The following is a 12,880-nucleotide window of genomic DNA, read 5'->3' as shown; positions in this document are numbered from 1 at the left end:
GTCCCTGCGGTCATGTCCACCAAAGGCATTCCTGACGACCGGGCCAGGCTGGCCAATATGACCAACTCGACCGGCAGAAACGTGGCACAGGCGGGTCTGCAATCGGTTGCGGGCAAAATGGGGGCGCGGCTGATCGATTTCGGCACGCTGCTGGTCCTGGCGCAACTTTTGGTGCCCGAGGATTTCGGCTTGATCGCCTTGGCGATGACCGTGGTCCTTTTGATCGAGGCGTTAAGCGAAGTGCCGTTGATCCAGCCGATCCTGCGTGCCACCGACCCGACACCCGATTACTATGATACCTCGTTCACCCTTGGGGTGCTGCGGGCCTGCGTGCTCGCTGTGGTCATGATCGGGGCGGCTTGGCCCGTTGCAGCGTTTTATGGGGAACCGCGACTTCCTCCGCTGATCGTTGCCCTGACACTGGCGCCGGTGTTGCGCAGCCTGATCAGCCCTCGCATGGCGGTCTTTGCCCGGGCCTACAACATGCGGCCCGACATGATGAACACGCTGCTGGCCAAGGCGGGGGCCTTCTGTGTGGTGGTGATCATCGCATTGTTAACCCAAAGCTATTGGGCGATTGCCGCAGGAACGATAACTGCACCGCTGCTGATGAGCATTCTGAGTTATATCAAAGCCCCCTATCGGCCGCGTCTAAGCCTGGCGCGGTGGGCCGAGTTTTCCGATGTGGTAGGGTGGAACAGCGTGAACCAGCTGTTTGCCGCCTTGAGTTTCCAGATCGACCGTATTCTCTTGGGCCGCACCCTGCCCACGGCCGATATGGGGCGCTATGCCTTGGCCAGCGATCTTACGGGCATTCCGTTTCAGGGAATTCTTTTTCCACTGGGCGCGCCCCTGACCGTCGCTCTGGCGCGGGCCGAAACGATTGACCAGCGTCAAAGGGCTTGGGCAAAGGTGCTGAACGCGGCTCTGTGCATCATGGGGCCTGTTCTGTTGGGCCTGAGCCTGCTTGCCGTGCCGATCGTTCAGGCGCTTTTGGGTGGCACCTGGCGCGAGATGGGCCCGATCCTTGCGCTGTTGGCCCTGACTTCCCTACCCAGCGTGATCGGTCATATCCTTGCGCCCCTTGCGATCGCCCTCTACCGGCCCAAACTGATTGCGCAGCGCACGATGGTTGATCTGGCGGTCAAGCTGCCCCTGATGTTGATCGGGATCGCCTGGTTCGGGCTATGGGGGGCCATTGCAGCCCGAGGGCTGGCCGGGTTGGCCAGCGCCGGCTTTGCCTTGACCGCCGCCCGACAACTAACCGAGCTTAGCGTAAGGACACAGGTCTTCGCCCTCCGGCGCACTATAGCAGGGCTGGTCGTGTTTGCCATCCTTGCTTTCTGGCTTTGCCCTACCGTGACAACTTCGGACACCGGCCTTCTCGGGCGGGGAGGCTTGGGGCTGCAAACGCTACTGGCATTTGGCGTCGCTCTCGGCGGTCAGCTGGCAACCATGCTGGTCTTGTGGCAGTTCGAAAAGCGTCCTCACGGCGCGCTTGAAGGGGCGGTGATGGGGTGGTTTCAAAGGCGCGTGGGATAACCAAGCATGTGGAGATCTTGCAGGACTGGCACCGACACGGCATTGTCGCGGGCCACCCTGAAGTCTTAAATCGGACGATCCACTGCGAAAACAAAGATGGCATAGAACGTCAGTGTCATTGGTAGGGAGAAGGCAAACAGGGTTCAGTAGATGGATTTACCCGATCCTCAACATCGATGAAGAGCGGTGACGCATAGTGCATACACGTTCTGGAAGGAGCCTTGATCTGTCACCGAGAGTGAGAATCACCATCCGCACAAGATGAACAGGCCCCAAGATTACCGTCCCGTACGGGCCATAACCGCCAGTGCCGTGCGCGCCACGATCACCGTGTCGAGGGCCGGATTGCACAGCCGGTTATAGGCGGCATCAAGGCGCACCCGTTCGTCATAGTTCAGATCGTTGCGGCCGCTGACCTGCCAAAGGCCGGTCAGGCCCGGTCGCATCGCCAGATACCGATCCACATGCCGATCATAGAACGCCAGTTCAGGCACGGTGATGGGGCGTGGGCCAACGATGCTCATCTCGCCCTTCAGGATGTTCCACAACTGCGGCAGCTCGTCCAAGCTGCTTCGCCGCAGGAAATCACCCAGTCGCGTGATGCGGGGGTCATTGTCGAGCTTGAAATTCGCGTCCCATTCAGCGCGGGCGTCAGGGTTTTTGGCCAGATGCTCCTGCAACCGCAGCGCTGCATCGGGCACCATGGTGCGTATCTTCCAACAGGTGAACTCACGGCCGTTGCGGCCTACCCGGCGGTGACCGAAAAACGGCACCTTACCGTCGCGCATCACCAAAAGTGCCAGAATCAGGATTAGTGGCAATGCCACCGGCAATGACAGAACAACCAGCATGATGTCCAAAATACGTTTACCAAAGCTCCGATAAACAGAGCGCCCAGAAAGGGCGTTTGCCCTATGCAGTGATTGAACAGTATTGCTTGCACTAGCGACGACCGGACTGTTGAAATTTTGAGTTAAGATCATCGCATATCCAATCTAACAACGTTAAACCAACCGAGAAATCGGCTTTAAAAGTACCGCGTGGCGGTACGTTTCATTAACCTTAACGATCAAGGTCTTCGGCTAACCTCGTACAAATTTAATAAGGAAAGATTAAGGTTGAAGATGGAAAGATTAAGGCATCGTGAGCATTTCTGATCCTCGCGGTGCGCCTTGGATGACTTGGCGCAGAGCCGAACAGCGCCTCAACGTCCTTCGACCTTTCCCACCAAAACCTTGAACCGTGACGGGCGGAGCTGGCACAGAAGTCTCATAGACTTGGCAGTGAGCAACATACGTTACCTGCAACGCAGCATTGTGATCGCGAGAGGGGGATATGCGGATCCGTCCGCTTCGCCTTGTGCTATGTTGGAAAAATCGACCTGAACCGGCGCAGGAACTTGATGAAAAAAGATCCAGACCATCGATCCGGCAGTTTACCTAGGCAAGCCACTTGACCCCTTGCAGAACAGATGGATAGTCCGTTTTAGACCTTTTGAGGGGCAATTCGCCACGATGTCAGATCCACAGCACTTGTCGCAGGCATCGTCTGCAGACATCGACCCGGACGACCACATCGACTTTATGACGCTTATGGGCATTCTCTGGCGCGGTAAGCTTTTGATCCTTTTGTGCATGATATGTGCCTTGGGCCTTGCCGTCTGGTATGCGTTAGGCGTCGCTGTGCCAACCTATCGTGCAAGCGCGCAGATGTCGTTGGGGGTGCGCACCGAAAACCTGTTGGATCTGGAGGCGGTCCTGTCGGGCGTGAACCCGGATCAGACCAGCATCAACACCGAAATGGATGTCATCCGGTCGAGCGAGATCGTGGGGCGGTTGGTGGACGGGATGAATCTGATGGACGATCCTGAATTCAACCCTGGCCCAGGGGAGCCGGGGCTGATCGAGCGGACTGTAACCCAAGTCAGAGGCCTGCTTGACTTGCCCCCCCCTGAACCGGAGGTGCTGCCTGATGAGATCATTATTCGCAACGCCGTGATCAACCGGGTGCGCGGGATCATCGCGACCGAGCCTCAGGAAAGAAGTTATGTCTTCAACATCGCGGTCACGACACAGGATCCGATGAAATCCGCGCTGATCGCCAACACCCTGTCCCAATATTACCGAGACGACCAGATCGCGCTGAAAGTCGATGCCACCGAAAGGGCCGCCATCTGGTTGGCAGACAGGGTTGCCGAACTGCAGGTCGAGATCGAAGAGGCCGAAACGGAAATCAATGCGTTGCGGACCCGCAACACTCTGATCAGTGCCGAGTCGATCGCCGCGTTGAGCGCCCAGTCGGTCGAGGTGACAGCCGATTTGCAAAGCGCCGAACTGGCCCTGCGCCGCGCCCAGGACCGGGTGGCCGCCTTTGAGGACGCCGCGACGGCGGACTATGAGACCCGCGCCGCCGTAGCGGGGGATGCACAACTGATGTCCCTTTCGACAGCCGCAGCAGAGCAGGATGCCGCAGCAATCGCGCGGTTCGACAGGCGGTTCAACCAACTGCTGCTGCAACTGCGCGGCGACACAGCCCGCGCCCGCGAGGCGGTGGGCGACCTGCGCGAACAGGTCGACTCGATCACCTCCCAGTTCGAACAGCAATCCCAAGCCCTGATCGAAATCGAGCAAACCGAGCGTGACACCGAAGCCACGCGCATCCTGTACGATACTTTCCTGACCCGACTGAAGGAAACCTCGGTTCAGGTCGGCGTACACGAAGCCGACAGCCGGTTGTTGTCCGAAGCAACCCCCGGGTATCAGGTGGCCCCGCGCAAGGGGATTTTGCTGGCGATGTCCGTGGTGCTGGGGTTCATCATTGGGGCCATCGCCACCTTGGCGCGCGAGGCGCTGCAAAATACCTTCCGCTCCGCCAGTGCTCTGGAACGTCACACCGGTCGTGCCGTGCTTGGTCAGATCCCGCGCATCCCGGCCCGCACCCGCGCCGACACCATCGCATACCTTGCCAAAAAACCCACCTCGGCCGCAGCCGAGGCGGTGCGCAACCTGCGCACATCGATCCTGATGTCCAGCCCCGACCGGGCCTGCAAGGTGATCTTGTCCACTTCATCGATCCCCGGAGAGGGCAAGACCACCCTGGCCATCGCCCTGGCCCAGAACCTCGTCGGACTCGACAAGAAGGTGATCCTGATCGAGGGCGACATCCGTCGCCGAAAGTTTCCCGAGTATTTTCCAAATGCTGAAATCGACAAGGGTCTGTTGTCCGTGGTGACCGGTGAAACGCCGCTGGCTCAAGCGGTCTGGAGCGATCCCGCCAGCGGGATTGACGTTCTGATGGGGCAGAAAAGTTCGGTCAATGCCGCCGATGTGTTGTCATCCGCAAAGTTCACGGCCCTGATCGACGGGCTGCGGCAGCAATATGATTATGTCATCATAGACACTCCGCCTGTCCTGGTGGTGCCCGACGCCCGGATCATCAGCGCCATCGCAGATGCAATCGTCTATGTCGTCCACTGGGACAAAACCACCCAAGGCCAGGTGGACGACGGGCTGAAACAGCTGCGCAGTCAGAACGTGCCGATCACAGGGCTTGTTCTGTCGCAGATCGACCCCAAGGGCATGCGCCGCTATGGCTACAGTGACCAATACGGAGCCTATTCGCGCTTTGCGAAGGGGTATTATGAGGGGTGAAACTAAAATGATGATTGATAGGCCAGAAAATCTAAAAGTCGACATCATTATATGTACGCACAATCGATTAGAGGATCTGGATATCTGCATCAAATCGCTTGTCGATCAGGTTACGACAGAGATGGGCCATATCATGATCGTTGACAGTTGTAGCGATCAGCACATAGCCGACCAGATCGTCAAAATGGTCGAAACTTATTCTAACGTGTCCTATCATCGTGCCAACGAACCGGGACTGAGTTTGGCGCGAAACCTTGGAATCGCCAAGGGAGCAAGCGATTGGGTTGCGTTTCTGGATGACGATATCATCGCTGATCCCCATTATTTCAAAAACCTTGTCTGTAGGATCGATATGATACCGAACGACTTTGGTATAATAGGTGGCCAGGTCGTTGGGCAGAAATCGTCGGGCGACCCGCTACCCGATCTAGGCCCAAGGTGGAAGGGCCTTTTGAGCCTGATTGAAGAACAAAACGACCTGAAAGATCCTTCCTTTCCAGCGGTTGGAGCGAACGTCATTTATCGACGTGCCAACCTGCCAGCGGATGCATTTTCAATAGAACTTGGCCGTAAGGGAACCTTCAGCCTAGTTGGAGGCGAGGAAGTGCGGTTGGAAATGGGTCTTCGAAACCGCGGCGTTCGTTCATATTATGACAGTCGTATTTTGGTTCACCACAGAGTTCAGCCCGAAAGACTGGACCCAGAATGGGCCTTGCGTCGGGCCTATTGGGGTGGGTACAGTCACATCCTTTCTATTGATAAATCTATACAGAAAATTCCGTTCAAGTTTTCTCTTTCTCTTTCAATTCTGAAGCTTTTGCTGCTTTTGGTGATGTCTGTTTTTGACTCTCACCTATATGAGTGGCGAATCCGGCGGAATTATGTTTGGGGCATGGTGCGCGGGCATTTGAACTAAAATTTGCTTTCTACTTTATATCAGTTTGATACGCGCTTTATATAGAATATAACCTGCGCTCTTTTATTCCTCAAATATCTTTTGAAAGATCCTATGTACGAAAAATCGAAGCCATACCTCTCATACCTTCCAAACCAACTTAGGCGCTTGATATTTCTGTCATCAGGGAAAAGCTGGTATTCAGAATTGGGTCAAATGCAGGCTTCCAAAGTCGAAACTGGGCATTCATTAATAGGGTTTGATCGAACGAAGAGTATATTTTTTCATTTGCCGAAATGCGCGGGAGTTTCTTTTTCAAAGGCGCTGTATGGTGATCTTGGTGGTGGGCACAGAGATGTGACTCAATACCTACTATTTTACGGTGCGTTTGAATTTGACCGTAGATTTAAGTTCTCAATCTGTCGTCATCCGGAAACGCGATTAGTTTCAGCTTTTAAATTTCTCAAAAATGGGGGCATGAACAAAGACGATCGTGAGTTTTCAAGAGATTATTTATCAGATGTGTCTGATATAAATGCCTTTGTTAAAGAATACCTTCGGAGGGAAGCTATTTTGTCTTATATTCACTTCACACCACAGTCGGGTTTTATTATTGATCCGCGCAATGGCAAAATAGCCGTTGATCACCTCGGGAAGTTCGAAAATATTGAAAATGAGTTCAAATATTTATCGTCGAAGATAGATGCAGATGAGAACAACCTTCCACGTCTCAACTCGTCCAGCAACCCGATCGACCGTAAAATGGAATTGGATGAGGAAAGCCGATCCATCATACGTGAGGTTTATGCAGTTGACTTTAAAACTTTAGGTTACGAATCAATAGACTGATCTCTTGAGAAGACAGTGTTGAACTTAAACGGTCTGACACTCAAAACCATCTTTACACCCCTCACCCCTGAACCGCCCCCAAGGTCGAGAACAGCGAAGGCAGGGCCTGTTGCACGGCGCGGTTCCAGGTCGTGATGGGTTGTTGTTCGATAAACACGATGTCGTCGGGGCGCATCTGGAATTTCGGGGCGAGGGTCAAGGCCACGGCATTGCGTGCGTCAAGGTGCCAGGCGGTGACGGCACCGAAGGCCGCCGGATCGGTGGCGGCGCGCAGCACGTAGATTTGTGCCGGGTTGCCGGTGACGGTGTTATACCCACCGTTGTCGTACAAGACATCGGCAAGACTGGCCTGTTCGTCAAAAGGCAAGGGCCAGCGGGTTTGGGAACTGACTTCGCCTGCCAGATAGATATAATCGCGTTTTACGGCGCCCAGTGTGTTGCGCTGCAGGAAGATGCCGCGTTGTTCTTCCAAGGCGGCACGGCGCAATCCGATCTCGGTGCCCAGTTCGTTTAGGGCAGCAGTGCGGTCGGCGCGGCGCAGGCTGATGATGTCGATCTGGTTGCGGTAGTATTCCTGAGCGCGATCCAGATCGTATCCGGTATCGACAAAGATCGCATCGCCGGGCAGCACCGCCAAGCGTTGCAGATCGGCCCGGTCACGAAAGGTTTCGAGCGGAATCTGATAAAGGGTGGCGTCGCGATATAACCGGACCGAGGCATATTCAGGGTCGCGCACCGTGATGCCGCCCGCCTGGGCCAAGGCCTGGGCCAGGCTTGTTCGGTTCAGCCCCAAGGATATCACCTGTTCGTTGGCGACAGAGCCGCCGACCGACACCAGTTTTGAATTGAAGCCGCTGATCTGCAACCCGAAGGCCGGGTCGATGCCCACATCGATCATCCGCTCGAAAATGCGCCCTTCGGCTTCATCGATGGTGAGGCCCTGCACCTCGACCGCGCCGACCCTTGGGATCGATACCGCGCCGTCATCACGCACGATCAGTTCCTGCTGTGCTGTCAGGCCGTCGGTGGTGCCGGTGATCGGGTCCACTTCCTGGCCGCTGGACTGCGCCAGGCGCAGGGTGTCGCCCGGGCCCAGACGATAGGCGCCCGGTTCCGTGGCGGGGGGCGCGCGCAGTTCCAACCGGCCCGGCGTCAGATCGGGAAAGCGGGGGGCAGGCGGCAAGGCTCCGGTGCCCCGGGGGCTGCCCCCCCCTGCCCCGGCCAGAAACACGTCGGGCAGGCTGCGTGGCGCATAGGCCTGACGGTTGGCCTGCAATGTGGTTTCCGCCGAGATCGGCACCACCCGCACATCAAGACCGTCGGCCCGGTCGGTGACACGGCTGCTGACATAGGTCGCATCGCAGGCCGAAAGCCCGAATATCAGGGCCAGAAAGATGGCAAGGCGCGTGCGTGTCATGGTGTCCTCGGAGTGTTTTAACGTTTTATCGCGTAAGCCATTCAGTGACCAGTGTGCCAGCACCCGGGCCGACCCATTGTTCGGCCCGGCGCATCGTGCCGTCGGGGTTCAACCAGTATCGGTTGCGTGTCGTAAAGCCGGTCGTGCGGCAGGTTTCCACACGCAAGGTGGTCGGGAAAGACAGCCCGAAACTGTCGACGGTCGCCGCCGTTCCCGGCGCCATGTCACAGACCATTGCGCGCAACAGCGTGTTGTCGTCACCGTCAAGATAGCTCATCAGCCGCGCGTAGCCTCTGTTCGGCCCGCCGGTCAGGGCGGCACGGGTGGCTGCGACATCGGCGCTCATCAGATCGGCGCCAAGTCCACGGGTGGCCACCAGAACACCGCCATCAAACGACAGCATCTGGTTTTGCCCTGTCCGCCAGGTCACCACATCACCATTGCGGCCTGCCGGGATCAGGGTGGCCCCAAGCCCACGTTCGGTGCCCTCGGCCAGGATAAGAGGTTGCGGTGAACGGTCGATCACCGCACGGGTCAGGCTGCCGCGCACGTCCGGTCCCGAGGCGGGGGCACATGCCCCAAGGGTCAGGGACAAACCCGCGAGGGTCAGGCCAAAAAGGGCAGACAGACGCGCACGGATCATCTGTAGAACCGCCCCCAGCCATCGGCCAGTTCAGCGGAGGTTGCATCTTTGACGGTGCGATAAAGGCGGCCGTCCAGGTTCAACCGCGCGCCACCGTCTCGCAACACCGGGCGTAACACGAAATCTGATGTCTCGCGGGTCTGCTGGCCGGTGAACCACCCGATGGGGATCGACACGCTGACCCCCTTGTCAAAAGAGCCTTCGCCGAAATCATCGAAAGACACGTCGGTGAGTGTCGCAAAGGCGCCCAGGGACCAGCCGTTCTCGAACTCGCGCCGGAGTGTTAACGTGGCACCATAATCGCCTGCCAGATACCGGCCGACATCCAGCTGGCTGTGAAACCCGTTGCCAATGTCCCAATAGGCCGACACATGGCCGGTCGTAACCTCGTAGTCGCGCAGATCGAACTGTTGATCGAACCCGCGCTGACGCACATTGGCCACTTCAACGCCGAAAGCCAGACGCGCATCGGTTGGGTACCACAGCACTTCACCCGTCACGCCGGCATATTGCGATTCAAGCAGGCCCACTGTGACACGGCCATACAGATCCTCGGCGGGGCGGAAATTCCAGTTCCCGGTCAGGCGTTCGATCCGCGTGCCCGCCTTGTCATAAAGATAGCTTTCCGAGCGGACCCGCGGCAGCACCGATGTCGAGGCCCGGGTCGACTGATCAAGGTTGCCTGCAAGGGGGAAGCGCAACACGCCCGACACACCCAGACCCGGGCGCAGGTCCAGTCCTGCCGACAGGTCCAGCCCGGCATCAAAGCGCAGCGGCGCATCGGGATCGAAGAAGGCGGGGGCGATATAGGGGTCGATGCCCCAGGTGTAACGCGGATACAGCCCCGCAAGCGGCTGGGTGCCGGGGCCGGCATCGCCCCTCCGGGTGCGGCTTTGGATGTCCCAGGACCCATCCTGGGCGAATTCGTAGCGGGCCAGATCATCGCGCCGGATGCTGCTGCTGCTGATCGGCAACCCGGCCTCGACGAGCACGATATCGAACCGGTCGATTTCCGGTGGCAGGGTGCGCGTCAGCACCCGCGCCGTCCGCCCCAAGGCTTGGGCGGACTGATGAAAGTCGCGGTTCTCGATCTCGACCCGGGCGGTGGTGCCGGTGACGCTGAGCCCGTGCAAGGCGATGCCCTGGCCGTCCAGCTGCGTCCGGGTGTTGCGCCGCAGTCCCATCATGTCCGTCTGGTCCGGGGACCATGTCGCAGCGGCGGCAAAGCCCGCCGGGCGTGGTGCGATCGGTGGCCCCCCAGACTCCAGCCCCGAGGGGTTGCGCGGCTTGCCGGGGTTCAGTTGATAGTTGAACTGCAACGCCAGTTCCGAGCCGTAAAGCCAAGCCGCCCCTACTGTCGTTCGGTCGGACAGTTTGTATTGCAGCCCCAGGTTATAGGGCTCGCGATAATCGAAGGCGCGTCCGTCCTCGAGCGGGTAGTTGTCGCTTGAAATCTCGAACGCCAGGCGCAGTTTGGGGTTCGCTTGCCAAGTGACGCCACCGAACAGCGCCGCATCTCCCTGAAACCATTGGGGACTGTTGAATTCGCCAATGGTGTTGTCCTCGCCCAGTCCCTCGCGCTCGCTGAGGGCGGGGACCAGATCGCCAAGGGGGTTGGCAAAGGCCCCGACCCCGGCCAAACGCCCCCATCCCAGACCACCGGTGACAGACACACCCGCCGGGAGGGTTTTTGAAGCTACCAGATATTCGGATTCAAAGCGCCCGGTGCCTAGAATGTCGTTGATCCCGACGCTGACCGCGGGACGATTACGACCTTCGTCCAAAAGGCGATAATGAAACCCGAAACTCCGGTCGAAGTTGTCTTCTTCGGCGAACAACTCTCCGTCCGGCCCGGTGAAATATGACAGATTGTAACGAAGGCCGAAGGTCAGACGGTCGGTCAGCTGAAAGCTGATGCCGTGTCGTATGGTGTTGCGAAACACAGTGAGCGAATAACTCAGATCATCGCGTTCGAAGGTCCCCGCCGACGGCATGTCGACCAGACCGGGGACGGCATAGGTGTTCAAGCCAATGGTCGACTCTTGCGCGTATGCGACCGGAGAGACCAATGCGAAACACAAAGCCAGAGCAGCCCCCCTACCCGATCTGCCGGCGCGATTTCTGGCCGGTGTCCTGTGGTGGTCCCGTCTCACGGCTCTGACCTCTTTGGAAGACCTGCGCTTGGCCTTCGTCTTAAACTTAGTCTTTCGCAAATTTTCCAATATATCCACGATTTTGCGACATCGGGTCAAGGCGTTTGACACCTCATCTGGTTTTCGAACCTTCCAGTGGCTTTGGAGGTGCAAGGGGTCAGGAGGTTCCGTGCAAAAACCCAGCATATCGATGCATATCATCGCGCCGCATTCGACAGACTGGCCATATTGCCAGCCCTCAAGGCCAAGTTGATCCGCACTGCAGAGCAAAATACCTTGATCTGCGTCTATGGTCTTGGCAGTCTATAAAAGGGGATTCTGCAAAAAGATGTAAAAAGCTTAAAAATATAACATCAACATACCTTTAAAGGTGCATCTGCTTTTCTGGATCGTGGGTGACTGGGGCGGGTCGCAACGGGCGTCCAAAGAGGACGGAAATATGATGTACGGAAAAAGACTGCGCGACCTATTGGTCGCGGGACAGATTGGCTTTGCCTTGACGATCGGGGTTTTACTCTCGGTAGATGGCCAGCCTGCTATTGCACAGCAAATTCTTGTGGTTGGCAATGATCGGGGTGGGATGATCGGCGAAAGGGCCAAAGCGATTGAGCGGTTGCGCGCCGCGCAGGCCCGCGTCGAAATACGCGGCGACTTGTGCTATTCGGCCTGCACTATGTATCTGGGGGTTGCCGACGTCTGCGTCAGTCCCACCACAACCTTCGGCTTCCATGGGCCCAGCCGTAATGGGCGGTCCCTGCCCCCAAATGAATTCGATCACTGGTCGCGAGTTATGGCGCGATATTACCCCGAAGCCCTGCGGTTATGGTATCTGCAAACCGGTCGCTACGCACAAGCGCAACCGATGCGGATTTCGGGCCAACAAATCATTGAGATGGGGTATCAGCCTTGCGCAGGCTGAATGCCATTGCCAAACAGTCTAAGGGCGCAAAGGTTTTGCTTCCTTCGGTCCCGTATGGTGGCTGGCGTGACACCACACGCGAATTATGGCGAGACCGTGTCTGCGGGGGCTCCACCGCCAGATGTCGCAGACAGAATGGCCGCTCCGGCAGCCGCCGCAGCCGCGCCGGCCAAGCCGGGCGCAAGGCCACCGACCAGTGGAATGAAGCCTTCGGCATCTTCCTCGCAGGTGACCATGATCACGTTCTCGTCCGCCTCGAAACGGGCCGAGGCGACAAAGGCCTCGCCGCACACACCACTGTCTATCGCGATTTGCATATAGCGGGCCTGTTCGGCTTCCGTCTGAGCGGATGCAGCAGATGCCACCAAGAACAATACCGCTGCGATTGGCAGGATTTTCATCTAAAACCTCTTCAGCAAATAATATTGCGCATCATTTTTTCGTGTACCATAAATTGGAAACAGATTACCAGTCTGTTAAATGCGGTGCGCAAGGCGTTGGTTTGTGACAATCTCAAAGCCGTGGACGCCAAATCACCGGGGGATTTCATAGCCTTCCAAATTCACACCAATGCCGCACCGGGACCGCTTTGAGCATGGCGTACCGTGCATCTTCTCAGCCCAGACCCGGGCAGCAACCAAGGGGCCGAAACGGGCCCTGCGGCGAAGCGGCTACGGTTCGAACCGCCCATACTGGCCATTTGGCTAGGTCAGCAACTATCCATAACGATAGCTTTTTTCAGCCTCCCTCACCGAGTAAAGTGTAAATCTTAACCGCGACCGGCCAAAACGGGCTGAGCCAAACCAATTCAG

Annotated in this window: 10 protein-coding genes; 5 read left to right on the top strand and 5 right to left on the bottom strand. The window is 57.6% G+C overall.

The window, feature by feature from the left end; all coding sequences use genetic code 11:
* The coding region (locus tag R6T97_RS09250) for an oligosaccharide flippase family protein (protein WP_410349008.1) at positions 1–1,542 on the top strand (1,542 nt) is incomplete at its 5' end.
* 278 nt (positions 1,543–1,820) lie between these two features.
* Here R6T97_RS09250 and R6T97_RS09245 read toward each other — a convergent pair.
* The gene (locus R6T97_RS09245; protein WP_410349007.1) at positions 1,821–2,525 is read right to left on the bottom strand and encodes a sugar transferase; all 705 of its coding nucleotides are present in this window, start codon (positions 2,523–2,525) and stop codon (positions 1,821–1,823) included.
* A 531-nt stretch (positions 2,526–3,056) separates the two neighbouring features.
* Here R6T97_RS09245 and R6T97_RS09240 point away from each other — a divergent pair.
* The 3 genes from R6T97_RS09240 (at position 3,057) to R6T97_RS09230 (ending at position 6,936) form a co-directional block, all read left to right on the top strand.
* Positions 3,057–5,192 carry a polysaccharide biosynthesis tyrosine autokinase gene (locus tag R6T97_RS09240; protein WP_410349006.1) on the top strand — a complete coding sequence of 712 codons (2,136 nt, stop codon included), beginning with the start codon at positions 3,057–3,059 and terminating at the stop codon, positions 5,190–5,192.
* Positions 5,182–6,108: a glycosyltransferase family 2 protein gene (locus R6T97_RS09235; protein WP_410349005.1), complete on the top strand. Its 927-nt coding sequence runs from the start codon at positions 5,182–5,184 to the stop codon at positions 6,106–6,108. Before R6T97_RS09240 ends, R6T97_RS09235 begins: the two co-directional genes overlap by 11 nt.
* Before the next feature lie 93 nt (positions 6,109–6,201).
* Positions 6,202–6,936, top strand: coding sequence for a sulfotransferase family 2 domain-containing protein (locus R6T97_RS09230; RefSeq protein WP_410349004.1), 735 nt, complete (start codon positions 6,202–6,204; stop codon positions 6,934–6,936).
* Between the two features lie 61 nt (positions 6,937–6,997).
* Here the strand turns inward: R6T97_RS09230 and R6T97_RS09225 are convergent, their stop codons facing one another.
* From R6T97_RS09225 to R6T97_RS09215, 3 genes are read right to left on the bottom strand one after another with little or no spacing between them, the layout of a single operon-like run.
* Positions 6,998–8,353 carry a polysaccharide biosynthesis/export family protein gene (locus R6T97_RS09225; protein ID WP_410349003.1) on the bottom strand — a complete coding sequence of 452 codons (1,356 nt, stop codon included), beginning with the start codon at positions 8,351–8,353 and terminating at the stop codon, positions 6,998–7,000.
* A gap of 25 nt (positions 8,354–8,378) precedes the next feature.
* On the bottom strand, positions 8,379–8,996 hold the full coding sequence (locus R6T97_RS09220) for a YjbF family lipoprotein (RefSeq protein ID WP_410349002.1): 618 nt from the start codon (positions 8,994–8,996) through the stop codon (positions 8,379–8,381).
* A complete protein-coding gene (locus tag R6T97_RS09215) occupies positions 8,993–11,023 on the bottom strand; it encodes a YjbH domain-containing protein (protein WP_410349001.1) in 2,031 nt (676 codons plus the stop codon). The genes R6T97_RS09220 and R6T97_RS09215 overlap by 4 nt, the downstream gene beginning before the upstream one ends.
* Positions 11,024–11,588: 565 nt before the next feature.
* On the opposite strand from R6T97_RS09215, the gene R6T97_RS09210 reads away from it, so the two are divergent.
* Positions 11,589–12,068 (top strand): hypothetical protein, encoded by a 480-nt coding sequence (locus R6T97_RS09210; protein ID WP_410349000.1) that lies wholly within the window; start codon positions 11,589–11,591, stop codon positions 12,066–12,068.
* Between the two features lie 83 nt (positions 12,069–12,151).
* Here R6T97_RS09210 and R6T97_RS09205 read toward each other — a convergent pair whose 3' ends face one another.
* Positions 12,152–12,469, bottom strand: coding sequence for a hypothetical protein (locus R6T97_RS09205; protein WP_410348999.1), 318 nt, complete (start codon positions 12,467–12,469; stop codon positions 12,152–12,154).
* Between the last annotated feature and the right edge of the window lie 411 nt (positions 12,470–12,880).

The organism is Yoonia sp., from assembly GCF_046498525.1.
GTDB lineage: Bacteria > Pseudomonadota > Alphaproteobacteria > Rhodobacterales > Rhodobacteraceae > Yoonia.
Note: the sequence above shows the minus strand (reverse complement) of the source record. Positions and strands in the feature narration are given on the sequence as shown.